This is a genomic window from Pseudomonas sp. QD4, assembly GCF_049199125.1.
GTDB lineage: Bacteria > Pseudomonadota > Gammaproteobacteria > Pseudomonadales > Pseudomonadaceae > Aquipseudomonas.
Genome location: NZ_JBLZOM010000002.1, coordinates 417,176 through 442,267, shown reverse-complemented (window position 1 = coordinate 442,267; position 25,092 = coordinate 417,176). Strand labels below are relative to the sequence as shown.

Genomic DNA, 25,092 nt, shown 5'->3' with positions numbered 1-25,092 from the left:
GGCGCCTTGAGCTCAGACGGTTTGGCCGAGGGCCGGTTTGGTGAGCGAATCCATGCCCTTGCTGCGTGGGTCGCCTGGACCGAACACCGCTGCCGGTTCCGGGAACAGGCCGAGTAGCACCAGGTACACCAGGGAGGCCAGGCCGAGGGTGACCGGCAGGCTGATGTCGATACCGCCGGCCAGTTCGCCAAGCACCCCGACGAACTGCCCCGGCAGGTTGACGAAGCACAGGCCCACCAGCGCGCTGGGGATCCAGGCGCCGAGGCCGCGCCAGTTCCAGCCGTGCTGGAACCAGTAGCGGCCGCCTTGTTCGCCACGGGTGAAGACTTGCAGGTCATCCGGGCAGTAGAAGCCGCGCCGCACCAGCAGGCCGATGATCATGATCACCATCCATGGCGTGGTGCAGGTGATGATCAGCACGGCGAAGGTCGACACGCTCTGTACCAGATTCGCCGCAAAGCGCCCGATAAAGATGAAGGCAATCGACAGCACGCCGATCAGCAGGGTCGCCTTGACCCGCGACAGCAGGCGCGGGAACACGCTGGACATGTCCAGCCCGGTGCCATACAGCGACGTGGTGCCGGTGGACATGCCGCCGATCACCGCAATCAGGCACACCGGCAGGAAAAACCAGCTCGGCGAGACCGCCAGCAGCCCGCCGACGTAGTTGTTGGCGGCGATGTAGTCCGGCGCCTTGATCGCAACGATGGTCGCGGTGGCCAGGCCGAACAGGAAGGGGATCAGGGTTGCCAGTTGCGCCGCGATCACGGCCAGCATGATGCGTGCTTTCGGGGTTTCCCGCGGGATATAGCGCGACCAGTCGCCAAGGAAGGCGCCGAAGGAGATCGGGTTGCTCATGGCCACCAGCGCGGCGCCGATAAAGGCCGCCCAGAACCCGGCCTGGCCCATGGCGACGGTTCCGGCGAACTGGCTGTCGAAGGTCGGCGCGAAGGCGAAGATCCCCAGCAGGAACAACAGGCTCGCGGCCCACACCGCAATGCGGTTGACCCAGAGCATGAAGCGGAAGCCGTAAATGCACACCGTCAGCACCAGGATCGCGAACAGGCCGTAGGCCAGGCCCAGGCTCAGGTCGGTTTCCGGCAGGCCGATCAGGCGCTTGGCGCCACCGATCAGCGCATCCCCCGAGCTCCAGACCGAGAGCGAGAAGAAGGCGATGGCGGTCAGCAATGACAGGAACGAGCCGACGATCCGCCCGTGCACGCCAAAGTGCGCGCCGGAGGAGACGGCGTTGTTGGTGCCGTTGAGCGGGCCGAACAGGCCCATGGGCGCCAGGATCAGCGCCCCGAGCACCACGCCGAGGACGATGGCCCAGACTCCGGCCTGGAACGACAGGCCGAACAACACCGGGAAGCTGCCGAGCACGGCGGTGGCAAAGGTATTGGCGCCGCCGAAGATCAGACGAAACAGGTCGCCGGGGCCGGCGCTGCGTTCGTGATCGGGGATCTGTTCGACCCCGTTGGTTTCAATGCTGCTAAGGCTGTGTTCTTTGTTGTTGTTATTCATGATCTGCTCCGATCATCGAGGCGCGCCCATCGTGTGCGGGCGTCACCTGTATTGGCTAAGGGGGTGGCAGCCCTTCCGGCATGGCGGATAAATGTTCGTGGCAGGCCAGCCAATGGCCTTGTTGTTGTCGGCGAAACACGATGGTTTCGCGCTCCTGGCTGAAGTGTTGCTCCCCTTGCATGCGCAGCTCGGTGGCCACGTCATGAATAAACAGCGCCACGTCGCCTTGCAGGCTGACGAAGGCATTGCTCGAGGTGCACGCGAGCACCTCGAAGCCATCCTCGGCGCGCCATTGGTCCCACAACACCTGATAGGCATCGCGGGACAACAGCGGCTGGGGAAGGGTGTAGAACACAAAACTGGCATCGCGGCTGAACGCCGCGAAGTAGGCTTCGCGGTCGTTACGGGCGAAGGCCGCGACCAATGCGGCTGCGGCGTTGAGGACGTTCTCCTGATCGCTCATGGCCGTGACTCAGCGGTGGGCCACGCCAGGCAGTACGCAGAGCATCTCGTACAGCAGGTTGGCGCCCAGCAGCGAGGTATTGCCGGTGGTGTCGTAAGGTGGCGAGACTTCTACCAGGTCGCAGCCGATCAGGTCCAGGCCCTGGCAGCCACGGACGATTTCGATGGCCTGGATGGTGGTCAGGCCGCCGATTTCCGGGGTGCCGGTGCCAGGGGCCCAGGCCGGGTCGATGCCGTCGATGTCAAAGCTCAGGTACACCGGGCCGCCGCCGACTTTTTCGCGGACTTCGGCCATCAGCGGGGCCAGGGATTTGTGCCAGCACTCTTCGGCCTGGACCACGCGGAACCCTTGTTTGCGGCTCCAGTTGAAGTCTTCAGCGGTGTAGCCCTGGGCACGCAGGCCGATCTGTACCACGCGGTCGCAGTCCAGCAGGCCTTCTTCCACTGCACGGCGGAAGGTGGTGCCGTGGGCGATTTTCTCGCCGAACATGTGGTCGTTCACATCCGCGTGGGCGTCGATGTGCACCAGGCCGACCTTGCCGTGCTTCTTATGGATCGCGCGCAAAATCGGCAGGGTGATGGTGTGGTCGCCGCCTAGGGTCAGGGGAATCACGTTGTGTTCGAGGATGCCGTCGTAGGCTTCTTCGATGATGCGAACCGCGTCCAGCAGGTTGAAGGTGTTGATCGCCACGTCGCCGATGTCGGCAACCGACAGCGAGTCGAAGGGCGCGGCGCCGGTGGCCATGTTGTACGGGCGAATCATCACCGATTCAGCGCGGATTTCTCGCGGGCCGAAGCGGGTGCCGGCGCGCAGCGAGGTACCGATATCCAGCGGGATGCCGATGAACGCGGCATCGAGGCCGGCGGCGGTGGGCAAATGGGGAAGACGCATCATGGTGGCGATGCCGCCGAAGCGCGGCATTTCGTTGCCGCCCAGTGGTTGGTGAAGGATCTTGTCCACGGGATTGGCCTCATCGTTGTTTTATTTTTGGGCTGGGCGGCGCAGAAGGCTCTGCCCGCACAACCGAGTGAGGCCGATTCTGCGAAATGCGCTGCGGGGAAAGAATCGCTGTGAACAAATACTTAGTTCAGATTTTTCTGAACTAATGCCGAGCTTGGCGCTAGACTCTCGCCCAGCCGCCACGCCCCCTGTGGCGAGGATGCTCGCTCCCGCTCGGTGATGCAGCCGGCGTAATCCGGGTGTGTGCTGGGTCGGTTCAAGCCGGCGGCAGGTATTTTTCTCAGCCATGGATGGTGTTTTTTCGCTGGTTATCGGAGCCCGTCATGGCCAACGCTTTACCTGATCTGAAACTATTGCGCATCTTTGTCAGCGTGGTGCGGCATCAGGGGTTCGCCAATGCCCAGCACGAACTCAATCTGTCGACCTCGGCTATCAGCACCTACATGAGCCAGCTGGAAGCGGCGCTGGGGCTGGTGCTGTGCCATCGCGGGCGCGGCGGTTTCAGCCTCACCAGCAAGGGCGAGCTGTTCCATCAGGAAACCCTGCGCCTGCTCGGCGAACTCGAAGGCTTCGAGCAATACGCCGCGGCGCTCAAGGGCGAGTTGCGCGGCACCCTGAACCTGGGGGTGATCGACTCCACCGTCAGCGACAAGGCCCTGCCTTTCGCCGAAGCCATTGGCGCCTACAGCCAGGAGCACCCGGCGGTGCATTTGCACTTGTCGGTCATGAGCCCTTACGAGTTGCAGCTGGGGGTGCAGGACAACCGCCTGGACCTGGCCATCGGCGCGTTCTCCACGCGCATGAGCGGCCTGGTGTACATGCCGTTGTACCGCGAGCAGCACTGGCTGTATTGCAGCAGTCGGCATCCACTGTTTACCGAACGGCGGATTCCCGAACAACTGATCACCCAGCAGCGCATGGTGGGCCGGGGCTACTGGAGCCAGGCAGAGCTGGCCCGGCATGGTTTCAAGCACAGCGCGGCGACGGTGGAAAGTATGGAGGCGCAGTTGATCCTGGTGCTGTCCGGTGCCTACATCGGCTACCTGCCTGAGCACTACGCCCAGGCCTGGGCCGACAAGGGCGACCTGAGGGTGTTGCTGCCGGCGACCTTTGGCTACCAGGCGCCGTTCTCGATGATCATGCGCCGTGGGCGCAGCCGCGAGCCTTTGATCCAGACCTTCCGCGACCTGCTCAAGGCGCAGCTCAACCAGGCTTGAGGAGGCCGCCATGTCACGAAGTCAATGCCCGCGCTGCCTGCGCCCCGAAAGCCATTGCCTGTGCGCGTTGATACCGCAGCTGGACAGCCGCACCCGGGTGCTGCTGCTTCAGCATCCCAGTGAGGTCAACCATGCGTTGAACACCGCCCGCCTGGCGGCCCTGGGCCTGACCAATGCCGAGCTGATCGTCGGCGAAGTGTTCGCGGACTTGCCGCAGTTGCTGAATCGCCCTGGCTATCAGGCCAGGTTGCTGTTCCCGGCTGATGACGCACAGACGTTGCAGGCCTATGGCCCAGCGGCGCAGTCGTTGTTGCTGGTGGTGCCCGACGGCACCTGGCGCAAGGCGCGCAAGCTGCTGCACCTCAACCCGCTGCTGGCAGCGTTGCCGCGAGTCAGCCTGGGGCAGGGCGGGGTGTCGCGCTATCGCCTGCGCAAGGCGCCCGGGCCAGGAGCGTTATCGACCTTGGAGGCCATCGTCCAGGCCTTGCAAACCCTGGAAGCGCCGGCCTCGTTCGAACCTTTGCTCAAGCCGTTCGAAGCCTTGATCGAGGGGCAGATCGCGGCCATGGGCGAGGACACCTATCAGCGCAACCATGGTGGCCACTGATAGCTCAGGGTTTGTGCAGGGTTTTTTGCCGCAGGATGTAAATCGTCACCAGCACCGCGCTGGTCAGCATGAAACCACGGGCCCAGGGCAGCGGCACCAAGTAGCAGGACAGGCCGATGCTCAGCCACATCAGGCCGATCGCATAGACCTTGCCCTTGAGCGGAATGCCGTTGCCATCGAGGTAGTCGCGAATCCACGGGCCGAGCCGTGGATGTTCCACCAGCCAGTGGTAGAAACGCGGCGAACTGCGGGCAAAGCAGGCGGCAGCCAGCAGCAGGAAGGGAGTGGTAGGCAGCACCGGCAGGAAAATTCCGATCACCCCCAGCACCACGCTCAACCAGCCAATGGCCAGCAGGGCGTAGCGCAGAAGCAGCGGGCGATTGCCTATGGGCGGGGTCATAGGCGACGACTCAGAGTCTGTTCACGATGTGCTGTGCTTGGGGATGCTGAGTTGAAAATGGCCTCGGAATGCTCATTTAGGTCTCTAAACTCCGCTTCCTCAGCCATTTTTGCCGTGCCTGACCCTTCGCTCGCGAGATCGTGGGCAGTTGCTTAGTGGTGGCGTGGCTTGAGGATCGCCGGCTTTTCGTCCGGGGCGTTGCACAGCAGGTACAGCGCGGTCAGGGCTTCCGGGATTTGTACGATCATGTCGTCCATCAGGTTGGCATCGCTGGCGATGTCGGAGAATTCAGGCTGTTCGTCGAACAGGCCGGAACCGACCATGATCGGCAGGAGCATTTCGCTGACTTCTTCCTCGGCGGTTTCGAACCAGGCCGCTTCACGCAGGAACACCCCTTCCATGAAGCCGATGCACCAGCCGCGCAGGTCGGAGTCGTCCGGGTCTTCGCCCAGGTCGAGTTCGCACGGCAGCTCGAACTCTTCGTCGGACGCCAGTTGGCGGGCGATGTGGGCCTTGAGGGCAATCAGGGTGGATTCGATCACTTCGCGTTCGGTGTCGTCGCTGTAGTGCGGCTCCTCGGCGAACAGGGCGTCGATCCACTCGCGATCGGGAACGCTCTCGGAACAGATCGACAACGCAGTCAGGTAGCCGTGAGCGGCCACGTAGTCCAGCGCCTCGTCGTGCAGCTCATCGGCGTCGAGGAAGACTTGCAGGCGGGTTAGTTGCTCGGCGAAGGACATTGAGGGGCTACCTTGGGGAATAAACGATGCTGAATTCTAGGCCTTCTTGAGCGCCCAGGCCAGCCGCAGCGCAGATTTGAACGCTTCCAAAGGTTACCGGTGGCTGATTGTCGGCACCCTTTGTCGGGGAGGGCTCGGGTATACTCGCGCGTTTTGTGATGCCCTGCAGGCGTTGCGGCGGTTGCGGAAAAGTCCGCTAACGGATTTGTCCGTGAAGCCCGGCGTGTTTTCAGTCAGCCTGCGCTCAGGGATTTCAGCGATTTTTGGAGTTTTTCATGCTCGAACAGGCTCAACGCGTCCTCAAGGACATCTTCGGCTACGACAGTTTCCGTGGTCGCCAAGGTGCGATCATTGAGCGCGTGGCCAGTGGCGGCGATGCCCTGGTGCTGATGCCCACCGGCGGCGGCAAGTCCCTGTGTTTCCAGGTTCCGGCGCTGCTGCGCGAAGGCCTGGCGGTGGTGGTATCGCCGCTGATCGCGCTGATGGACGACCAGGTCGCCACCCTTGAAGAACTCGGCGTCGCCGCCGCCGCGCTGAACTCCACACTCAGCGCCGAGCAGCAGCGCGACCTGGCGGCGCGCATCCGTCGCGGCGAGGTGAAAATGCTCTACCTGGCCCCTGAGCGCCTGGTGCAGCCACGCATGCTGTCGTTCCTGCAGGGGCTGGATATCGCCCTGTTCGCCATCGACGAAGCGCACTGTGTCTCGCAATGGGGTCACGACTTCCGCCCGGAATACCTGCAACTGGGGCAGTTGGCGGAAATGTTCCCCGATGTGCCGCGCATTGCCCTGACCGCCACCGCCGACAAGCGCACCCGCGAAGAAATCGTCACCCGCCTGCATTTGCAGGAGGCCGAGCGTTTCCTGTCGAGCTTTGACCGGCCGAACATTTTCTACCGCATCGTACCCAAGGAGCAGCCGCGCAAGCAGTTGCTGGCGTTCCTCAACGAGCGGCGCAGTGATGCGGGCATCGTTTATTGCCTGTCGCGCAAGAAGGTCGATGAAGTCGCCGCGTTTCTCTGCGAGCAGGGCTTCCCGGCGCTGCCGTACCACGCTGGGCTGCCCAGCGATCTGCGGGCTCACAACCAGAAGCGCTTCCTCAATGAGGAAGGCCTGATCATGGTGGCGACCATTGCCTTCGGCATGGGCATCGACAAATCCAACGTGCGGTTCGTCGCCCACATGGATTTGCCCAAATCCCTCGAGGCCTATTACCAGGAAACCGGGCGCGCCGGCCGTGATGGCCTGCCAGCCGATGCCTGGATGGTCTACGGCCTGCAGGACGTGGTGATGCTCAAGCAGATGCTGCAGAACTCCGAAGGTGACGAGCGCCACAAGCGTCTGGAACAGCACAAGCTCGACGCGATGCTGGCGCTGTGCGAAGAAACCCGCTGCCGCCGGCAAACCCTGCTGGCCTACTTCGATGAAGACATGCCGCAACCCTGCGGGCATTGCGACAACTGTGTCGACGGCGTGCAAACCTGGGATGCCACCGAGCCGGCCCGACAGGCCTTGTCGGCGATCTATCGCACCGGCCAGCGTTATGGCGTCGGCCACCTGGTGGACGTGTTGCTGGGCAAGGATAACGAGAAGGTGCGCAGCTTCGGTCATCAGCACCTGTCGGTGTTCGGTGTCGGCAAGGCCCGTAGCGAGGGCGAATGGCGTTCGCTGTTTCGCCAGTTGGTGGCACGCGGCCTGGCCGATATCGATCTTGAAGGGTATGGCGGACTGCGCCTGAGCGACAGCTGCCGGCCGCTGCTCAAGGGCGAAGTGACCCTGGAGTTGCGCCGCGAGCTCAAGCCGCAGACCACCACCAAGACCAGCACCAGCCAGGCCAGCCAACTGGTGCGTGGCGAAGAGCGCGAACAGTGGGAAGCCCTGCGTGCCCTGCGGCGCAAACTGGCGGAAGAGCACGGTGTGCCGCCGTACGTCATCTTCCCCGATTCGACCTTGCTCGAAATGCTGCGCAGCCAACCCACGTCCCTGGCGGAAATGGCCAAGGTCAGCGGTGTCGGCGCGCGCAAGCTCGAGCGTTACGGCGAGGCCTTCCTCGAAGTGCTGGGGGGCGAGGTCGAGGCGCCGAAAGTGGTGGCCGATATTCGCCACGAGCTGATTACCCTGGCGCGTGCCGGCATGACCCCGGTGCAGATCGCCGGGCAGCTGCAATGTTCGGAAAAGAACGTCTACACCCTGCTGGCCGAGGCTGTCGGCAAGCAGGAGTTGTCCCTGGAACAGGCGTTGGATCTGCCGGAAGACCTGCTGGGTGAGATTCAGGATGCCTTCCTGGACGGCGAGGGTGAGCTGCCGCCGGTGGCCGAAATTGCCGAGTTGTTCGCCGGACGAGTGCCTGAAGGCGTTCTGTACTGCGTGAGGGCGGCGCTGCAATCGGAATTCGAAATGTGAGTCGCTGCGTCAACGAAGTAACGATTCAGTACATGTCGGGCCTTGCCTCCGGGCAAGGCGCATGCTTAGCTGACTAATTATTAGTTTTCACTACTTCAGTCTAATCATGAGTTTTTTATGCCGTTAACCGATCAACACCGTTTTGGTATGCAGTTGGCGCAGATGTCCCGTGGCTGGCGTGCTGAACTGGACCGGCGTCTGGCCGGGCTGGGCCTGTCCCAGGCGCGCTGGCTGGTATTGCTGCACCTGGCCCGCTTCGAAGAAGCCCCGACCCAGCGCGAACTGGCCCAGAGTGTGGGCGTTGAAGGCCCGACCCTGGCCCGTTTGCTCGACAGCCTGGAAACCCAGGGGCTGGTGCAGCGCCAGTCGGTGCTGGAAGATCGCCGGGCGAAAAAGATCGTGTTGTGCGCCCCGGCCCGCCCACTGATCGAACAGATCGAAACCATCGCCAATGCCCTGCGCCAAGAGCTGTTTGTGGGTGTTGAAGAAGAGGACCTGCGGGTCTGCATGCGCGTCCATGGCCACATCCTGGCCAACCTGGAAAAGTCCTGATCCCGGGCCTTTCCCTCCGTCCCTGATTTCAGTCCCCCCCGTGGACCTCCCGCTCTTGCGGGTCCACGGGGGTTGGCGTGTGCCTGCATTCGGGGGAATTCGGCCTATTTGACCTCCAGCACCAGCCGCGCCCGGACCTGGGCCTGCGGATTGACTTCAAGGTTCGCCGAACTCACCTCCACTCCTTGCTCGCCCAGGTGCTGCAGCCAGGGCAAGAGGTCGGCCAATGCGCCATCGAGGCTGAGGTTGACCCGGCCCTGCTGCTCGTTATCCAGACGCTCCAGGTTCAGCTTGGCCTCGGCGCTGGTGCGCGCCAGCAAACCCGGCAAGGCGTCTGCATCGATCGCCACTCCCGGCTGGCTGCCGCTGCTGGCCGGCAGGCGTTGCAAGTCGGCGGCCAGTTGCAGCTCGTCCCGGTAGTGACGTTCGGCGTTCTGCAAGGCCAGGCGCTGTGGCTGCCACAGCAACGTCCAGATCAATACCGCGCCGAGGAACAGGGCCAACAGCGCCAGGGCTCGGCGTTCACGTGGGGGCAAATTGCGAAAGGGCATGTTCATTCCTTGATCTGCAAGCGGGCGCTGACCACTTGGCCGTCGCGGGCGGTGGAATCGGCCTGCACTGCAAGGCCGGCCCGGGTCAGCCCCTCGCGCAGGCGCTCGAGGTCGGCGAAGGCCGGGGCGATCACGCGCAAGGTCCAGCCTTCGCCCTGTAGATAGTCGAGCCGGTCGATCCGGGCCAGGGCGCCGCCGCTGTTGCCCCAGTGTTGGGCCAGAGTGTCCAGGCGCCGCGCCAGGTCCTGTTGCGGCGCCTGGTCTTGTTGCAGTCGAGCCTGGACCTGGCGCTTGAGGTCGATGACCCGCGGCTCGTCGGGCACCCGCTGCTGCCAGGTGTCGAGGTTGGCCAGATGCAACTCGGCACTGCGCTGCTCAAGCACCAGCCGGTGACCGATATCCTGTGCCAGGCTGGCGCCACAGCCCAGCACCAGCAGCATGGTCAGGGCTCGCCAGGGCAGGCGGTGCTGGCTGCCGAGGGCAAATTCGCCCTGGCGCAGGTCGATGGCCTGTTGCGCGCCCTCGGCCAGCAGTGGCCAGGGCGAGTCTGTGCAGCGTTGCAGGTCCTCTGGCAACAATGCGGCCAGGGTTTGCAGTTCCTCTTCGCCCAGGGCCGAGGGATGCTCCGCCGCGCCGCCCAGCAGCCAGCGATCGGCGCAGTACACGGCCCGTGGCTGCTCGCCCGGGATACAGTCGGCATCGATATGAGTCCGCGTCGGCACCAGGCCTTTGTCGGCCAGTCGCGCCAACAGCGACTGCAGCCAGTCGCGGCGCAGCACCCATAGCCGGCAATGACGCCGCTGGCGCAACGGCCCCTGGGCCAGGTGCAGTGAGTCGAGGTCATCCAGCAGTTTTTCTTCCAGTGCCGAATGGATCGCCTGGCGCAGCCAGCGGCCGCTGCGGGGCGGGACGTCGATGCGGTGATGGCTGGCGGCTTCGGCGGGCAACAGCAGGAGCAGCGGCTGGCCAGCCAGAGCCTGGGCCGCCTGATCCAGGTCGCCCTGGACCACGGGGCCATAGCCGCGCCACCAGGTCAGGGGCGCGTCATCGGCCAGGGAAGAAAGATGGAGCAAGGCGTGCACGGGGGGTTACTCCGAAAGGGGACGGTCGGGGGCGACCAGTTGGCGACGCAGCACCTGGACCTGGCCGTCGCTGGCGGTGCGCAGGTCGCTCACCAGGCGCAGGCGGCGTTCGCCCAGGGCTACATCGAGGGTCGCGCGAAAGTTGTGACTGCTGACGGCCAGCCCCGCGCCATTGACCTGCCGGCCTTGCAACTGCGGCTGATCAAGAAACGCCTGCACGCTCTTGTAGCCGTTCGCTGGACGTTGTTGCACCAGGCTGCGGGCGATGCCGCTGTCCAGGCTTTCGAGTGTGGCCAGCAGTTCGGCGCTGGCGGTATTGATGTTCAACGGCGCCTTGCCGGTGGTCGCGACCCAGGGTTGCAGGCGCTGCCAGCCCGCCGCGTCCAGTGCCGGCAGGCGCCGCAACTCGCTGCTGTCGGCAAAGGGCTGGAGCTTGTGGTCGTAGCCCAGGGGCGCGGGCAGGTTCGCCGGGTCATGGGGCGTCAGGCCGAGCTGGACCAGCAGGCGCTGGTAACGAGCACGATTCAGGTCGTCGTCGCGATTGCGCAGGCGATCGAGGTTGAAGCGCGCGCCCAGGTCTTCGAGGCGGATGCGGATGCGCCCGTCCTCGATCTCGAATTCGCCGACGCTCTTGGCCCAGTGTTGGCCCAGGTGCACCCGGAGCTTGCCGTCTTCAGTGCCCAGGTCACGACGCAATTGCTCGCGGGCCCAGGCCTCGCCGCTCAGGGCCAACTGCCAGAGTTGCTGTTGTTGCAGCTGGTTGGCGCTACTGGCCACGCTCAGGCGCTGGCGGGCGAGCATGTCGCTGATGATCAGGGTCACCAGGGCGGTGATCAGCAATACGCTGATCAGCGCCACGCCCCGTTGCCGGCGCGGGCTATGCACCGGCGTTGCCCTGGAAGCCGGGCAGCAGGATGACCCGGCGCATATCCGGGTAGCCGGGGGCGTCGAGTTCGATCTCTATCGCCTGCGGCAGGCTCAGCGGCAGGCCCAGGGCCGGCCAGGCCGAGTGCGCGGCACCGCTGGCATCGATGTAGCGCAGATGCTTGAGTTGCACGCCGTCGAGCAGGCGCTGCTGGCGCACCTCCCCGGGCCCTGGTGCTTGCCCGGTAGGGCTGTGGTAGTCGCGCAGCCACTGGCCATTTTCCCAGCGATGGCTGACTTGCAGCACATCGCTGCGGGCCTGGTCCAGCGGGTTGCTCCAGCCACCCCGAACCAGGCGCAGGTTGTCGGCGCGGCCGATCAGCGCCTGGCGGCGGCTGAGGTCATCGTCGAGCGGATGGACGATGGCTTGCGTCAGGTCGCGCTCGAAGATCCCCAGGGCCCGTTGCAGGCTGCGCAATTGCTGTTCGTGCTGCTCGATGCGCCGCTCACTGTGCAGCACCCGCTCCAGCAGTTGGTAACAGGCCAGGCCCAGCAGGCTGAACAGGGCCATGGCGATCAGGACTTCGAGCAGGGTAAAGCCGCGCTGATTCATGGTCGTGCCTCGATAAACCCGCTGAGCAGGGCTCGGCGCACGGGCTTGGAGCCGACCACCGACACTTCCAGGCTGACCTTGCGCAAGCTCGGGTCCGGCGCGCTGGCCACCCGGCTGTCGAGCAGCCATTGGCGGCCGCCGAAGTCCAGCCGATCCTGCTCCTGGCCGGTGGCGAGCGAGCGCATGCCGGCGCGCAGCTCATTCATCCGGTTGTCCGCCAGCCAATGGGCCAGGCTGCGTTCGGCAAGGCCGGCACTGTTGCCGGCGATGTGCTGGGCAGCGCTGTAGAGGGCCACCGACAGGGTGGCGAAAATGCTCAGGGCGACCATCACTTCCAGCAAGGTAAAACCTTCACAGCGTTTCAATGCGCACCTCTTCCAGGCCGTCGCTGTGCAGCGAGAGCACCGGGGTCAGGCGCTGTTCCAGGCGCAGGGTGAAAGGCGAGATTTCATCGTTGGACAGCACCAGCAACTGCGGCACTGCCCCGCTGGGCGCAGAGGCGGGATCGAGCAGCTCGACCTCCACTTGCAGTTGCAGGCGGAGGTCGGCCGGTAGCTGTTGCTCGCGGTACTGCAAGGCGGGCTGCCAGCGGCCGTCGTTGGCACGCAGCAGCACCGAGTAGCGGTCTTTGTCCAGGCGCAGCCCGTAGTCGCGGTGGTTGAGCAGGGCATCGGCGCGTAGCAACCCGATCAGGCTGCGCAGGCGCTCGGCTTCGCGCCGTGCCTGCTGGCCGCTGTCGACCTGGGCCAGCCCGGTAAGGCCGGCCAGCAGGCCGACGATCAGGATCACCACCAGCACCTCGAGCAGGGTGAAGCCCCGGGCTGCGCGTTGCACGTCAGAGGTCCCAGTTGCCGATGTCGGCGTTCAGGCCTTCGCCACCGGCACGGCCGTCGGCACCGAAGGAGAACAGGTCATAGGCATTCGCCCGGCTGCCCGGGGCCAGGTACTGGTAGGGGTTGCCCCAGGGGTCGACCGGCAGGCGCTTGAGGTAGCCGTCGGCATTCCAGTTGCGCGCTGGCGGGGTGCCCGAGGGTTTGCTGACCAGCGCTTCGAGGCCTTGCTGGGTGCTGGGGTAGTTGTGGTTGTCGAGCTTGTAGATGTCCAGGGCCATGGCGATGGCCTTGATGTCGCTCTGCGCCGCGGTGGCCTTGGCCTGGTCCGGGCGGCTCATGATCTGCGGCACCACCAGGGCGGCGAGGACCCCGAGGATCACCACCACCACCATGATTTCGATCAGGGTAAAACCCCGTTGCTTGTGTCGCTTGTGCATGCGCGTTCCTGTGTATCAGGTGATGAGTTGGTTGAGGCTGAGGATCGGCATCAGGATCGCCAGCACGATCAGCAGCACGCTGGCGCCCATGAACACCAGCATCACCGGCTCGAACAGGCCCACCAGCATGGCAATGCGGTTGGCCAGCTGCGCTTCCTGCTGGTGCGCGGCGCGGTCGAGCATGGCGTCCAGCTCGCCTGAGCGTTCGCCGCTGGCGATCATGTACAGCATCATCGGCGGGAAATGACCGCTGTGTTCCAGGGCCCGAGTCAGGCCGCTACCTTCGCGCACGGCTTGGGCGACGTCTTTCAGACAGGTACGAATCTGCTGGTTGGCCACCACCTCGGCGGCGATCTCCAGGGCGTCCACCAGGGGCACGCCGCTGCGTCCGAGAATCGCCAGGGTGCTGACAAAACGCGTGCAGTTGCTGGCGCGGATTACCCGGCCGATCAATGGCAGGCGCAGTTGCACCTGGTGCCAGCGCAGGCGCGCTGCCGGTTTTTGCAGGGCCAGGCGCGCCAAGCCAAGCCCGCCGGCCAGCACCAGCAACATCAACAGGCCGTAGTCGCGCAGCACGCCGCTGGCAGCGATCAGGCCCCGGGTCAGCACCGGCAGTTGCTGGCCGCTGTCGATAAACACCTTGACCACGTCCGGCACCACGAACCCCAGGAGGAAACCGACGATGCTGAAGGCCGCCACCATCAGGATGCTCGGGTACAGCATGGCCAGTTGGATCTGCTGCTGCGCGGCCTGACGCGCCTCGGTGTAGTCGGCCAGTTGCAACAGCACCTGGCCCAGGTGCCCGGCGCGCTCGCCGGCGGCCACCGTGGCCCGGTACAGCGCCGGGAACGCCCGGGGGAATTCGCCCATGGCGCGGGCCAGGCTGTGGCCTTCGAGGACCCGCGCGCGAATCGCCAGGACCATGCTCTGCTGGGCGCTTTTTTCGCACTGGGCGGCCACGGCGGCCAGCACTTCTTCCAGTGGCAGGGAGGCTTGCACCAAGGTTGCGAACTGGCGCGTCAGCAAGGCCAGTTGCGCAGGGCTCAGGCTGCGCCGAGAGGCTGCCGTCGAGCCCGGGCCGCGCTCCTGGTTGCCGCGCGCCGGCTTGATCTGCAGCGGGATCAGGTTGCGTTCGCGCAGCAACTGGCGAGCCTGGCGCAGGCTCTCGGCCTCCTGCACGCCGCGGGTCTTGCGCCCGGCATTGCACATGGCGAGGTATTCGAAGGCGGCCATGGTCAATCCTCTTGGGTCACGCGCAGCAGTTCTTCAAGGCTGGTGCTGCCTTGCAGCACCTTGTCGCGGCCATCGGCGAACAGGCTTGGGCCGTGGGCGCGGGCGTGGCGGCTGAGTTCGGCTTCGCCGGCGCCCTGGTGCACCAACTGGCGCAATTCATCGTCGAACAGCACCAGTTCGTAGATGCCCTGGCGCCCGCGATAACCGCTGTGCTGGCAGGCCGCGCAGCCGGGGGCGTGATACAGCAGGGGCGGGGCCAGGGGATCGAGTTCGAGCCGGGCGCAGGCGCTGGCATCGGCCGGCGCGGCGACTTTGCATTCGACGCACAGCACCCGCACCAGGCGCTGGGCCAGCACCCCGAGCAGGGAAGTGCAGAGCAGGAACGGCTCGACGCCCATGTCCACCAGGCGCGTCACCGCGCCCACCGCGCTGTTGGTGTGCAGGGTCGACAGCACCAGGTGCCCGGTGAGGGAGGCCTGCACGGCGATTTCCGCGGTCTCGCGGTCGCGGATTTCGCCGATCATCACCACGTCCGGGTCCTGGCGCAAAATCGCCCGCAGGCCACGGGCGAAGGTCATGTCGACCTTGGTGTTGACCTGGGTCTGGCCGATGCCCGGCAGGTGGTACTCCACCGGGTCTTCGATGGTCAGGATATTGCGCGACAAGGTGTTGAGGCTGGCCAGGCCGGCGTACAGCGTGGTGGTCTTGCCCGAGCCGGTGGGCCCGGTCACCAGCAGGATGCCGTGGGGCCGCGACAGTGCGCCTTCCAGGCGTCGGCGGCTGGCATCGGCCATGCCCAGGCGCCCGAGCTCGAGGCGCCCGGCCTGTTTATCCAGCAAGCGCATCACCACCCGTTCGCCATAGGCCGAGGGCAGGGTCGAGACCCGTACATCGACTTCATGGCCACCGATCCGCAGGGCGATCCGGCCGTCCTGGGGGATGCGTTTTTCGGCGATGTCCAGGCGCGCCATGACCTTGATCCGCGACACCAGCAGCCCCGCCAGTTCGCGCCGTGGGCGCAGTACTTCACGCAGCAGGCCATCGACCCGCAGGCGCACCGACAGGTGTTGCTCGAAGGTTTCCAGGTGGATGTCCGAGGCCTTGGCCTTGACCGCCTCGCCGAGGATGGCGTTGATCAGGCGGATGATCGGCGCATCGTCTTCCTGCTCCAGCAGGTCGGTGGTTTGCGGCAGGTGTTCGGCCAGGCTGGCGAGGTCGTCCTGGTCGGCGATCTGGTCGCCCAGGCCCTCGGCCATTTGCATCGCATCGTCCTGGCCATCGCGGTAGTGCTCGGCCAGGCGCAGGGCGAAGGCCTCGGCGCCGAGTACCTGGCTGCGCGGCGGTGCGCCGTGACGGCGGCGTACTTCGGCCAGCACCGACAGCGGGGTGTCGCTGCGGCACAGCAGTTGGCCGGCCTCCAGCAGCACGCCGTGGCGCCGGGCAAAACTGAAGGGCAGGCGTGGGGCCTGGGTCATCGTTGCGGCTCGCTGCGCATGTCGATCACGGTGCCTTGCGGGGCGGCCTCGAACATCTGCCGTGGGTCATTGGGCAGGCGCAGGCTATTGGTGCTGCCGTCCAGGGCCCGCAGTTGGCGCAGGTTCTCGTACTTGCGCTCGCCGAGGTGGGTGTTGTCATTGCTGGTGCGCAGCAGGGTCGGACGCAGGAACACCATCAGGTTGGTCTTTTCAGTGACCTCGCGGCTGCTGCTGAACAGCCGGCCAATCAGCGGGATGCTGCCCAGTACCGGAACCTTGCTGACCTGGGTCTTGACGTTGTCCTTGATCAGGCCGCCGAGCACGATGATCTGCCCATCGTCGGCGAGGATGGTGCTTTTCACCGAGCGCTTGTTGGTGATCACGTCACTGGTGCTGATGCCGGCGGGGGCGGCGGCCAGCTCGGAGCTTTCCTGCTCGACTTGCAGGCGCAGGGTGTTGCCTTCGTTGATATGGGGCGTGACCTTGAGGGTGATGCCCACGTCCTTGCGCTCCACGGTGGTGAAAGGGTTACTCGCGCCAGCGCTGTCGGTGGTGTAGGAGCCGGTCTGGAATGGCACGTTCTGCCCCACCAGGATCTCCGCGGCTTCGTTGTCCAGGGTCAGCAGGCTGGGGGTCGACAGCAGGTTGTTGTTGGAGTCGCTGGACAGCGCGGTGACCAGGGCCCCGAAGTTGCGGCTGCCCAGGCCAATGATCGCGCCATCGGGCAGGGTCGGGCGCTTGTCGCCTTCGAGGTTGCCCAGCAGGCTGCCGATGGCCAGGCCGCTGGCGGGGAAGTTGGTGCCGCCGGTGACGTTGCCGGCACGTGCGGCCCACTGCACGCCGAGGGCCTCGCTGATGTCGCCGCTGACTTCGACGATGGCCGCTTCCACCAGGACTTGAGCGCGCGGGCGGTCGAGCTCGGCGATGACTTTGTCGAGCATGTTCAGTTGCGCCGGCTCCGCCATCAGCACCAGGGCGTTCTGACTCTGGTCGGCGCTGACCAGGATCGATTTGCCCTGGGTGCCGCCGTCCTTGCCGCCACGGCCGCCTTCGATGCGCTTGCCGACGTCATTGAGCAGCTCGGCCAGTTTCGTCGCATCGCTGTGGCGCAGGCGCACCACGCGGGTGCCATCGTCAGCGTTGCCGGCGACGTCCAGGGTCTTGGCCAGGCGTTCCATCTGCTGGCGAGCGGGCAGCGGGCCGATCAGGATCAGGCGGTTGCTGCGGGCGTCGCCAATGGCCTTGGCGGTGTTATTGCCGCTGTTGTTCTGCGCCACGCTTTCGCTCAGGACCTTGGCCACGTCGACTGCCCAGGCGTGTTTCAGGTTGAGGGTGGTCACCGCCTTGTGCCCGGCGGCATCGAGGTCACGCACTACCTGGCGGATGCGCTCGACGTTGTTGGCGCTGTCGGTGATGACCAGGGCATTGGAGCTGGCCGAGGGCGCCAGATAAGCGTCTGGCGCCACCAGCGGCCGGACCACGGTCGCCACTTCACTGGCGGTGGCGTTGTACAGCGGCAGCACCTGGGTGATGAACATATCGCCGACCGCTATTTTGCTGCCGACGGCCTTGGTCTTGGCTTCGCTGACCGGCACGATCAACACCCGGTCGCCCTGGTCGAGGGCGGCAAACCCCTGGCTGCGCAGCACGGTGAGGAACAGCGAGTAGATGCCCTCGCGGTCCATGGCCGAGGCCGACTGTACCGTGACCTTGCCGCTCATGCGCGGGTCCAGGACCATGGTCTTGCCGGTGATTTCGCCGACTTCGCTGACCAGGTCCTGCAGCTCGGCGTCCTTCATGTTCAAGGTCCACTGGCGCTTGGCCTCGGCGGCGGCCAGAGTCGGCAAGGGTGAAAGCAGGGTGCCGAGCATCAGCACGGCACCGGTGATCTGGGACAGTTTCATGGTTGTATCTCTGCAAGGGGGGGTAAAGCGGGCTCTGCTGTGGGGGTCAGCAGGCGCGCGGAATGACTGGGGAAAGCAAGGGTTTGCAGGCGACCGCCCTGGAGCACCACGACGTGGTCCGGGCTGATCGCGCTGAGGCTGGCGCCGCCGGGCAGGCGGTCGCCGATGCTGTAGAACGCGGCGCCACCAGGGGCGCGGATCAGCGCCCGCGAATCTTCGCTGCGCGGTGCGGCAAGGCTGGCCAGCAGCGTCAGCGGCACGGCGTAGGCGCTGGCCTGGGTCTCGGGCGGGACGGCGCCGAACAGGCTGGCGATGCCGTTCGGGTCCAGCGCTGGCAGCGGCTGGGCGGTCGGTGCCGGGGCCGCGTCGCCGGCGGTCTGCGCGGGCAACTGCTGGATGAAGTCCCAACTGCCCAGGGCAAGCCAGGCACACAATGCACAGGCGATGGCGGGCAGCAGGCCTTGGCTCAGTGGCAGCCGGGCCAGCAGGGCATGCACCGCGTTGAGGCTGATCAAGGCAGCATCCGCTGCAGCACGCCGTGGCCACGCCACTGGTGCAGCACCACTGCGCCGACATGCCCCAGTACCAACAGGGCCAGGACCACGCAGCAAGCGCGGTGCACCTGGTTGAAAAACTCCAGCAGCAGCGGTTCTTCAAGGGGCTGGGGCAAGGTCAGCAGACCAAAGAAATCGATGGGCCGGTTCATCATCAAGACGCCGGTCACCAGCACCAAGGCGGTGGCGATGTACAGCGCCAGATGGCCGAGTTTGGCCAGCACCTGGCTGGCGGCGCCGATCATGGACGGCTCCGGTGGCGCCGGGTGGGCCACGGAAAAAAACAGACGCAGCGCAAACAGCGGTATCAGCAACGCAGTCAGCGAGACGTTGATAAAGGTGATGCCGCTCTCGATCGCGTGCGGCATCTCCAGCAACGCGACGGCAAAGCCACTGACGGAGGCCCAGATAATGATCAGGGCCGAGCACCAGTGCAGCAGCCGACGCGGCTGGGAATAGTTATGAGCGGACATGGGGGTATTCCTGAACGAAAAGAGCGTGACGCCAGGCGTCACGCTCGTGTTGCAGCCTTATGAATTACTTGACCAGGTCCCAGGCTTGACCCCATGCCCAGCCCTTGCCAGGTGCGTAGGCATTGCCGGACGAGTTCTTGCACCAGCCGGAGAATGGATGCGGTTTGCACTGGTAAATCTTGCCGTCAGAGGCCAGTACTTTGGTGCCGGCTTTGTAGTCGTTCTCGCCATCCGGGAATACGAAGTCATAGCCCCCACCGACCGCTGGGTCCTTGAGTTTGAAGCTGTGGGTTTTCTGCAGCAGCTCGCCTTTGTCGGCCTTGGCCACGACCACCAGGTCGTAGTCACCGGCAGTGACGTCCTTCAGTGCCATGGTGAAATGCGCAGTGTTTTCCCCGACAGCGGCCTGCTGGTAAGCGATGTTCTCGCCCTTGGCATTGAACACGGAAGCGTCAATGGTGTACTTGCCACCTTGAGCTATAGCGTTGAAGTGCAGGTCGGCGGCGCCGTTATTCAAGGTGTAGTCAGCAGCCAGGCCGGTCAGGTTCAGGGTGCCTGGCAGAGCCGGTTGATCTTTATCGATCATGACCTTTGTCACGTCGCTCTTGGCAGTGATGTAGATGCCGTTGGCGTCGTAGCTAGGCACGACTTTATCGCCGGCACCAATCTTGCCCATCTGGTAGCCGGCGTTGGCTTTGTTGGCTTTTTCGGCCAGCAGGAATGGCCAGGTTTTGGCCTGAGCCTGTTCGACGGTGTTGATTTCCAGCACGGTCTGACGGCTGGTCTGTTCACCAGCAGCGGTGAACACGCGGGTCATGACTTTGTCGCCAATTTGCAGCTGTTCAGGCTGCACGGAGCCGATCTGGCTCCATTGGGAAACAGGAGCGCCGTCGTTATCGATATTGACGTCGACCGCCTGGTAGAAGGTAGCGCTGGTGTTACCGACACGCCAGGTGGCGAGGATGACGTGATAGCCCGAGCGGTCAGCCGGAATGTTGACTTGGTGCTTGGTCGGCTCGGAGAGGGACGGAATCTTGTTGTGGCCTTCTTCGTGCAGCAGCGGGGTCAGCTCGAAGGAATCGCGGGTCAGTGGCTCGTTCGGGTTCCAGTTTTTCTTGGTGATGTAGAACTGGCGATAGGCGGCCGGGTGCACAGCGGTGTACCTCCAGCGGAACTCGTTCATGCCCGGCTTGATGGTGGTCTTGGCCCAGCGATCGGCTTTCTGCTCATTCAATAGATCGAAGGATTGCAGGCCGCCGCTAGGGATTTTACCGTCAGCTGGGCCGCATTTGCTGAAGTCTTCAGCGCAGTACGTGCCAGTGTGATGATACTGAGCACCATTGGCTGAGTACTCCATGCTCTGTGGTTCATATTGGGCGGCGCCGCATCCTTTGTTGAGTTCGCCACCGTTTTCATTGCACATGAATGCGCGGGATTTCGGGCTTTCAATGTAGCCGTGGGCGAAGGCTTGCTGCGAAGCCAGGGTGGCCAGGCCAATGGCCATGGCCAGGGGTAGTTTGCGCAGGGCGCTTGCACGTTTGCTATGAATCATGGTGAATCCTTGATGGCTTTCTAATTGGTTATAGAGCCGTCAAGGGCGGGTACGTATGGGGTGCTGAGCCCGCCTTTGAAGGCCTGGGCAGGATGCCCGCGGGGGTGAGAGGCGCCCATGGGACGAGTACGAGAGTCGGGTGCGGGGGACTTTTACGGGAGCCATCCAATGGGGCGGCAGCCCCGAGGGTGCGCGCCGGAGCATGACGTGAATGGCCAGGTCGAACAGGCCCGCGTCGAGGCGGGCGCAATGGGCGAGCCCCTACCCTCGGGGCGGTCGGTCCGGATGCCGATGCCGGATATCGTCCAACAGGCCGAGCAGCACCGCCACTAACTGCGCCTGGGCAGGATCCAGGTCGACGCCCTGGCTGGCAGCCTGGCGCACCCCTTCGCACGCACGCAGCAGCCCGGGCGCATCGATGGTGCAGGCCAGGCCCTCAAGGCGGTGCATGAATTGGCCGATGGCTTCGTCGTCGTTGTTGTCGGCCAGCGGCTGCTGCAGGCGCTGGCATTCCTCCTTCAGGTTGCTGTGCAACTCCTCCAGCAAACGCCTGATCAGGCTCGGATCGGCGCCGGCCAGGCCCTCCAGATGGCTCAGGTCAAAGCCCGTGGTGGTGCCGGGCCGCAGTCGTTGGGGCTGTGCCGCTTGCCCGGCGAGGGCTTCGCGCAGGCGGGCCAGGGTCACGGGTTTGATCATCAGCTCGTTCATGCCGGCGTCGTGGCAACGTTGGTTTTCCCCGGTCAGGGCGCTGGCGGTGTAGCCGATGATCGGGCGCGGCACCAGGCCCAGGACCTGCTCGCGCTGGCGAATGGTCCGGGCCAGGGTGTAGCCGTCCATGCCGGGCATGTTGCAGTCGCTGATCAGCAGGTCGAAGGGCTCGCGCTCCCAGGCCTCCAGGGCCGCCGCGCCGCTGCAGACGAAGGTCGCGCGGTGGCCAAGACTGGCCAGTTGCTGCTGCAACACCAGGCCGTTGGTCGAGACATCGTCCACGATCAGCACCTTCAGCGCCTGGCTCAAGGCTTGCGGCAGATGGTGCTGTGGATCGCTACCCAGCGCCGGCGCCGGCTGCCAGGTCAGGGGCAGTTCGACACTGACCTGGCAGCCCTGGTTGGGCTGGCTGTCGAGCCAGATCCGGCCCCCCATCAATTGCACCAGCTGGCTGCAAATGTTCAGCCCCAGCCCGGAGCCGCCATACAGGTGCGCGACCTCGGCATGGGCCTGCATGTAGGGTTCGAAGATCCGTGGCTGGATGGCCTTGGAGATACCGATGCCAGTGTCGCTGACCTGTAGGGTCAATAAACTCTTGTCGCCCCCCAGGTCCAGCTCTTCGACGCTGAGCCGGATCTGGCCGCGGGCGGTGAACTTCAACGCGTTGCCCAACAGGTTTTGCAGCACCTGGCGCAGGCGCATGGGGTCCAGCCAGTAGTGGCGCTGGGGCGTCAGGCCGGAGCAGTCGAGGCTCAGGGCCAGGCCGCTCTGCCGGGCCTGGGCGGCAAACAGATCGAGGCAGTCTTGCAGCAGCGGCGCCAGGGCCACCGGCTGCGGCGCCAATTGCATCTGTCCGCTCTCGATCTTGTCGAGGTCGAGGATATTGCCGATCAGGTCGATCATCGAATGGGCCGACTGCTGGGCGATCCGCAGGTTTTCCGACGGTGCCCGTTCGCTCCGGCTTTCCAGTTCCAGCAGGCCGACCAGGGCATTGAGCGGGGTGCGCAGTTCGTGGCTCATGGTGGCCAGGAACTCGCCCTTGGCGGCGCTGGCATCGACCGCGGTCTGTTGCGCCTCTCGCAGTTTGAGTTCCAGGCCCTTGCGTTCACTGATGTCGATCCAGCCGCCGAGCAGGCCCTGCAACTTGCCGCGCGCGCTGTAGAACGGCACCAGCCAATGGTAGATATGCCGCCGCTCGCCGTTGACCTCGATGCAACCGTCGAAAAACTGCGGCTGACGGTTGTCCAGCAGCAGCCGGTACTGCTCTTCCAGATTCAGCGCCAGGCTGTGGGGCGCCATGCCCTGCTGCTGCGGGGTGGTGCCTTGCAGCTGTTCCAGGGCGCTGCCGAAGAAGCTTTCGTAGGCGCGGTTGCAGGTGCTCAGGCGCAACTCCAGGTCGCGCACGTACAGCGGCGTCGGCAAGCCGTTGAGCAGGGAGAACTGGAAGGCCAACTGGTCGCTCAGCTGATGCTGGGCGGCACGCCGTTGGCGCACCTGGACCTTGAGCCGCCAGTTCCACAGCAGCGACAGCAGGACCACCACCAGCGCCAGGACCACGGCGTGCCAGAAGCCATCCGGCAGTTGCTCCCAGGGTGCGTGTTCGGCCTGGGGGCTGGTCAGCAGCTTGACCCGGCCATTGAGCTCGCCGGCCACCGACCCGAGCAACTTATCGAGAATGCCGCGCAGCTCGGGGGCGCTGGGGCTGATGGCGAACACTTGGGGCAGGGACATGGCCTGGATCGTCTGCCCGGCCCGCAGGTCGCGTCCGCTCAGCCACGGCTGGCGTCCACGGGTGCAGAGCGCGGTGTACAGGGTGGCGTCGACCTTGCCGCTTTCCACCAGGGCCAGAGCCTGCTCGGTGGTTTGGGTGCGCACCACCTGGACGCGCGGGTAGCGGGTCTGCAACCAGCTGTCCAGGGGGTGATTGAACGGCAAGGCCAGGCGGCGGCCGACCATGGCCTCCAGGGAGCTGGGCGAACTGGCGTCGCGGCGAATCACGAAGGTCCAGGCCTGGGCGCCGAAGGGTTCGCTGAAGGCCAGGGTCTGCCGGCGTTCGGCGGTGGCTGGCAGGCTGGTGGCCAACTGCGCGCGGCCGCCTTGCAGCAGTTGCTGGTCGGCGGCGGGCGACTGGCTGGCGAGCACTTCCAGTTGCAGGGGGTAGACGTCGCCCAGGCCCCGCAGGATCTCCATGCCCAGGCCGATCCACTGGCCCTCGTTATCGCGATAGAAGTAGGGCGGTTGCTCGCTGGCAATCAGGGTCAGGGTTGGATGCTGGTGCAGCCACTCACGCTCTTTGGGGGTCAGGGCAAAGGCGTCCGCCGGGGCGAACAGCCGGGTGGATTGGGTACGCTGCTCGATGATCTCGCGATTGCGCGCCTCGGAGATGCTTTCCAGGGTCACGTTGATCAGGGTAATCAGGTCGTGCTCGTTTTCCCGGGCGGCGAAGGAGAAACCTTCGCTGCTCAGGTGCGCGGCGAACTTGTTTTGCAGCTTCATCTCGGGCAGGGCAAGCATGTGGAAATTGGCCCGTACCTTGTCGCCGATAAACGCATCGACTTCGCCCTCCGCCAGGCGCCGCAGGCCTTCGGCGGTGTTCGCAACCGTGCTCAGCTTGGCGTGCGGGTAGGCCTGGAGCACGGTGGCCAAGTCCATGTAGTCGGCGAGCAGCAGGACCCGCTTGCCTTCCAGGTCGGGAGGCAGGCTGTTGTCGGCACTGCGGCCGACGATGATCGGTGCATTGGTCAGGTACGGGCGGCTGAGTATCAGCCTGGCATGTTGGCGTTCAAAGTCGGTGACCCGGGTCAGCAGGTCGATTTCCCCGGATTTGAGCCCGTCTATGGCTGCCGCCACGCTGGGGTAGGACACCTCCTCGATCGACAGGTCGAGAAAGTCCCCGACCAGTTGCAGGTAGTCCTCGGTGATGGCGCGCAGGGCCAGGTTGGCGCTGCCTTCGCGCACATTCTCGGGTGGCGTGATGCGCGCCACGCGCAGGGTTTTGCTCGGCAGTGACTGACGCATGGCGTTGAGCTGGGCCAGGCTGGCCGGGGTCGGCTCGGGCGCGTCGGCCAGGGCGTTGTTGGGGCCTGTCAGAGCACACAGGCCAAGCAGGCACGGGGCGATCAGGGACCGCAGCAAACGATGCATGGCAGTCGCCTTCACGTCAGGCCGTTTTCCTGGATGTAGAGGTAGAGCGCGGCGTTGGTGTCCAGCCCCAGCTTGCGCATGGCGCTGATCTTCTGGGTGCTGATGGTTTGCTTGCTGCGGTTCAGGTGCAGGGCGATTTCGCCGATGGTCAGGCCGCTGCCATACAGGCGCAGGACCTCGACTTCCCGTGGCGAGAGTTCTTCCAATTGCAGCAGCGGTTTGCCGTGCTCGGCCTCGCCCAGGTCCAGCAGTTGCCTGAACACGGGCGAAAGAAAGGGCGCCGAGGCACTGGCGCCAATGGCCTTGGGCAAGTCATTGAGCAGCCCGCGCTTGCTCACCAGGCCCTGGATCCCGAGCTTGAGCACCGAGCCGATCAGGGCCGGGTTGTTGAGCATGGTGACCACCACTATCGCCAGCTGCGGGTAGCGACGGCGCAGTTGCTGGATCAGGCGCAGGCCATCGACCTGCTCGCTGCCGGGCATCATCAGGTCGGTGATCAGCAGGTCGCAGGATTGCCGACCGAGGAGTTCGAAAAGCCCGCCGACGTCCTGCGCCTCGCCCACGATCGACAGCTTGGGGTTATCGCTCAACAGGGCGCGCATGCCGATCAGTGTGATGGGGTGATCATCGACGATCACGGTTTGGATTGGCATCGGGTCGGGTCTCTTTTGATTCAGGGGAGAGGGGGGCTTGCTGGCCTGGCAATAGGGCTCCGTTCACCGCTTGTCAGGGGGTGTGTTGTCTGGGGGGGTAGCGAGGGGCGGCGATTCTATAGAGAAAAACCTGTCACCTGCCTGAACGCGG

General features: G+C 65.1%; 24 protein-coding genes. 4 read left to right on the top strand and 20 right to left on the bottom strand.

Annotated features, from left to right (window positions below; translation table 11 throughout):
• Window positions 1-12: 12 nt before the first annotated feature.
• From ACOZJV_RS12870 to speB, 3 genes are read right to left on the bottom strand one after another with little or no spacing between them, the layout of a single operon-like run.
• Window positions 13-1,524 (bottom strand): purine-cytosine permease family protein, encoded by a 1,512-nt coding sequence (locus ACOZJV_RS12870; RefSeq protein WP_078473910.1) that lies wholly within the window; start codon window positions 1,522-1,524, stop codon window positions 13-15.
• Between the two features lie 55 nt (window positions 1,525-1,579).
• A complete protein-coding gene (locus ACOZJV_RS12865) occupies window positions 1,580-1,987 on the bottom strand; it encodes a YybH family protein (RefSeq protein WP_078473911.1) in 408 nt (135 codons plus the stop codon).
• Window positions 1,988-1,996: 9 nt separating this feature from the next.
• Complete coding sequence (gene speB / locus ACOZJV_RS12860; RefSeq protein WP_020297779.1) at window positions 1,997-2,947, bottom strand: agmatinase; 951 nt, start codon at window positions 2,945-2,947, stop codon at window positions 1,997-1,999.
• A 323-nt stretch (window positions 2,948-3,270) separates the two neighbouring features.
• Here speB and ACOZJV_RS12855 point away from each other — a divergent pair, with 323 nt between their 5' ends.
• Window positions 3,271-4,164 (top strand): LysR family transcriptional regulator, encoded by an 894-nt coding sequence (locus ACOZJV_RS12855; RefSeq protein WP_020297780.1) that lies wholly within the window; start codon window positions 3,271-3,273, stop codon window positions 4,162-4,164.
• Between the two features lie 10 nt (window positions 4,165-4,174).
• Window positions 4,175-4,771, top strand: a complete 597-nt coding sequence (locus tag ACOZJV_RS12850) for a tRNA-uridine aminocarboxypropyltransferase (RefSeq protein ID WP_421547768.1) — start codon at window positions 4,175-4,177, stop codon at window positions 4,769-4,771.
• 4 nt (window positions 4,772-4,775) lie between these two features.
• On the opposite strand, the gene ACOZJV_RS12845 is transcribed toward ACOZJV_RS12850, so the two are convergent.
• Window positions 4,776-5,171, bottom strand: coding sequence for a YbaN family protein (locus ACOZJV_RS12845; protein WP_020297782.1), 396 nt, complete (start codon window positions 5,169-5,171; stop codon window positions 4,776-4,778).
• Window positions 5,172-5,323: 152 nt separating this feature from the next.
• Entirely contained in the window at window positions 5,324-5,911 is a 588-nt protein-coding gene (locus tag ACOZJV_RS12840; RefSeq protein WP_078473914.1) for a YecA family protein, read from the bottom strand.
• Between the two features lie 275 nt (window positions 5,912-6,186).
• On the opposite strand from ACOZJV_RS12840, the gene recQ reads away from it, so the two are divergent.
• Together recQ and ACOZJV_RS12830 are read left to right on the top strand one after the other, a co-directional pair.
• Window positions 6,187-8,313, top strand: coding sequence for a DNA helicase RecQ (recQ, locus tag ACOZJV_RS12835; protein ID WP_020297784.1), 2,127 nt, complete (start codon window positions 6,187-6,189; stop codon window positions 8,311-8,313).
• Window positions 8,314-8,430: 117 nt separating this feature from the next.
• Window positions 8,431-8,865 carry a MarR family transcriptional regulator gene (locus tag ACOZJV_RS12830; RefSeq protein WP_201129978.1) on the top strand — a complete coding sequence of 145 codons (435 nt, stop codon included), beginning with the start codon at window positions 8,431-8,433 and terminating at the stop codon, window positions 8,863-8,865.
• A 104-nt stretch (window positions 8,866-8,969) separates the two neighbouring features.
• Here the strand turns inward: ACOZJV_RS12830 and gspM are convergent, their stop codons facing one another.
• The 15 genes from gspM to ACOZJV_RS12755 form a co-directional block, all read right to left on the bottom strand.
• Window positions 8,970-9,416, bottom strand: coding sequence for a type II secretion system protein GspM (gene gspM, locus ACOZJV_RS12825; protein WP_421547767.1), 447 nt, complete (start codon window positions 9,414-9,416; stop codon window positions 8,970-8,972).
• 2 nt (window positions 9,417-9,418) lie between these two features.
• Window positions 9,419-10,498: a type II secretion system protein GspL gene (gene gspL, locus ACOZJV_RS12820; protein WP_421547766.1), complete on the bottom strand. Its 1,080-nt coding sequence runs from the start codon at window positions 10,496-10,498 to the stop codon at window positions 9,419-9,421.
• Window positions 10,499-10,504: 6 nt separating this feature from the next.
• Window positions 10,505-11,383, bottom strand: a complete 879-nt coding sequence (gspK, locus tag ACOZJV_RS12815) for a type II secretion system minor pseudopilin GspK (RefSeq protein ID WP_421547765.1) — start codon at window positions 11,381-11,383, stop codon at window positions 10,505-10,507.
• On the bottom strand, window positions 11,376-11,975 hold the full coding sequence (gene gspJ / locus ACOZJV_RS12810) for a type II secretion system minor pseudopilin GspJ (RefSeq protein WP_421547764.1): 600 nt from the start codon (window positions 11,973-11,975) through the stop codon (window positions 11,376-11,378). The genes gspK and gspJ overlap by 8 nt, the downstream gene beginning before the upstream one ends.
• The gene (gene gspI, locus ACOZJV_RS12805) at window positions 11,972-12,340 is read right to left on the bottom strand and encodes a type II secretion system minor pseudopilin GspI (protein ID WP_078473920.1); all 369 of its coding nucleotides are present in this window, start codon (window positions 12,338-12,340) and stop codon (window positions 11,972-11,974) included. Before gspI ends, gspJ begins: the two co-directional genes overlap by 4 nt.
• Window positions 12,327-12,809, bottom strand: a complete 483-nt coding sequence (gspH, locus tag ACOZJV_RS12800; protein ID WP_421547763.1) for a type II secretion system minor pseudopilin GspH — start codon at window positions 12,807-12,809, stop codon at window positions 12,327-12,329. The genes gspI and gspH overlap by 14 nt, the downstream gene beginning before the upstream one ends.
• Window position 12,810: 1 nt before the next feature.
• Complete coding sequence (gene gspG / locus ACOZJV_RS12795; RefSeq protein ID WP_078473922.1) at window positions 12,811-13,245, bottom strand: type II secretion system major pseudopilin GspG; 435 nt, start codon at window positions 13,243-13,245, stop codon at window positions 12,811-12,813.
• Window positions 13,246-13,260: 15 nt separating this feature from the next.
• A complete protein-coding gene (gene gspF, locus ACOZJV_RS12790; RefSeq protein ID WP_078473923.1) occupies window positions 13,261-14,478 on the bottom strand; it encodes a type II secretion system inner membrane protein GspF in 1,218 nt (405 codons plus the stop codon).
• Window positions 14,479-14,480: 2 nt separating this feature from the next.
• Window positions 14,481-15,953, bottom strand: coding sequence for a type II secretion system ATPase GspE (gspE, locus tag ACOZJV_RS12785; protein ID WP_421547762.1), 1,473 nt, complete (start codon window positions 15,951-15,953; stop codon window positions 14,481-14,483).
• Entirely contained in the window at window positions 15,950-17,857 is a 1,908-nt protein-coding gene (gene gspD, locus ACOZJV_RS12780; RefSeq protein WP_421547761.1) for a type II secretion system secretin GspD, read from the bottom strand. The genes gspE and gspD overlap by 4 nt, the downstream gene beginning before the upstream one ends.
• Window positions 17,854-18,372 (bottom strand): type II secretion system protein N, encoded by a 519-nt coding sequence (locus ACOZJV_RS12775; protein WP_421547760.1) that lies wholly within the window; start codon window positions 18,370-18,372, stop codon window positions 17,854-17,856. Before ACOZJV_RS12775 ends, gspD begins: the two co-directional genes overlap by 4 nt.
• Entirely contained in the window at window positions 18,369-18,884 is a 516-nt protein-coding gene (locus ACOZJV_RS12770; protein WP_201129986.1) for a cytochrome b, read from the bottom strand. Before ACOZJV_RS12770 ends, ACOZJV_RS12775 begins: the two co-directional genes overlap by 4 nt.
• Window positions 18,885-18,948: 64 nt before the next feature.
• Window positions 18,949-20,436, bottom strand: a complete 1,488-nt coding sequence (gbpA, locus tag ACOZJV_RS12765; RefSeq protein ID WP_421547759.1) for an N-acetylglucosamine-binding protein GbpA — start codon at window positions 20,434-20,436, stop codon at window positions 18,949-18,951.
• A 261-nt stretch (window positions 20,437-20,697) separates the two neighbouring features.
• Complete coding sequence (locus tag ACOZJV_RS12760; RefSeq protein ID WP_421547758.1) at window positions 20,698-24,288, bottom strand: ATP-binding protein; 3,591 nt, start codon at window positions 24,286-24,288, stop codon at window positions 20,698-20,700.
• An 11-nt stretch (window positions 24,289-24,299) separates the two neighbouring features.
• Entirely contained in the window at window positions 24,300-24,941 is a 642-nt protein-coding gene (locus tag ACOZJV_RS12755) for a response regulator (protein ID WP_078473930.1), read from the bottom strand.
• Between the last annotated feature and the right edge of the window lie 151 nt (window positions 24,942-25,092).

Excerpts from the sequence above, each read along its gene's own strand:
- ACOZJV_RS12870 (WP_078473910.1), bottom strand. The coding sequence starts at position 1,524 with ATGAATAACAACAACAAAGAACACAGCCTTAGCAGCATTGAAACCAAC.
- ACOZJV_RS12865 (WP_078473911.1), bottom strand. The coding sequence starts at position 1,987 with ATGAGCGATCAGGAGAACGTCCTCAACGCCGCAGCCGCATTGGTCGCG.
- ACOZJV_RS12855 (WP_020297780.1), top strand. The coding sequence starts at position 3,271 with ATGGCCAACGCTTTACCTGATCTGAAACTATTGCGCATCTTTGTCAGC.
- ACOZJV_RS12850 (WP_421547768.1), top strand. The coding sequence starts at position 4,175 with ATGTCACGAAGTCAATGCCCGCGCTGCCTGCGCCCCGAAAGCCATTGC.
- ACOZJV_RS12845 (WP_020297782.1), bottom strand. The coding sequence starts at position 5,171 with ATGACCCCGCCCATAGGCAATCGCCCGCTGCTTCTGCGCTACGCCCTG.
- ACOZJV_RS12840 (WP_078473914.1), bottom strand. The coding sequence starts at position 5,911 with ATGTCCTTCGCCGAGCAACTAACCCGCCTGCAAGTCTTCCTCGACGCC.
- recQ (WP_020297784.1), top strand. The coding sequence starts at position 6,187 with ATGCTCGAACAGGCTCAACGCGTCCTCAAGGACATCTTCGGCTACGAC.
- ACOZJV_RS12830 (WP_201129978.1), top strand. The coding sequence starts at position 8,431 with ATGCCGTTAACCGATCAACACCGTTTTGGTATGCAGTTGGCGCAGATG.
- gspM (WP_421547767.1), bottom strand. The coding sequence starts at position 9,416 with ATGCCCTTTCGCAATTTGCCCCCACGTGAACGCCGAGCCCTGGCGCTG.
- gspJ (WP_421547764.1), bottom strand. The coding sequence starts at position 11,975 with ATGAATCAGCGCGGCTTTACCCTGCTCGAAGTCCTGATCGCCATGGCC.
- gspG (WP_078473922.1), bottom strand. The coding sequence starts at position 13,245 with ATGCACAAGCGACACAAGCAACGGGGTTTTACCCTGATCGAAATCATG.
- gspF (WP_078473923.1), bottom strand. The coding sequence starts at position 14,478 with ATGGCCGCCTTCGAATACCTCGCCATGTGCAATGCCGGGCGCAAGACC.
- gspE (WP_421547762.1), bottom strand. The coding sequence starts at position 15,953 with ATGACCCAGGCCCCACGCCTGCCCTTCAGTTTTGCCCGGCGCCACGGC.
- gspD (WP_421547761.1), bottom strand. The coding sequence starts at position 17,857 with ATGAAACTGTCCCAGATCACCGGTGCCGTGCTGATGCTCGGCACCCTG.
- ACOZJV_RS12770 (WP_201129986.1), bottom strand. The coding sequence starts at position 18,884 with ATGTCCGCTCATAACTATTCCCAGCCGCGTCGGCTGCTGCACTGGTGC.
- gbpA (WP_421547759.1), bottom strand. The coding sequence starts at position 20,436 with ATGATTCATAGCAAACGTGCAAGCGCCCTGCGCAAACTACCCCTGGCC.
- ACOZJV_RS12760 (WP_421547758.1), bottom strand. The coding sequence starts at position 24,288 with ATGCATCGTTTGCTGCGGTCCCTGATCGCCCCGTGCCTGCTTGGCCTG.
- ACOZJV_RS12755 (WP_078473930.1), bottom strand. The coding sequence starts at position 24,941 with ATGCCAATCCAAACCGTGATCGTCGATGATCACCCCATCACACTGATC.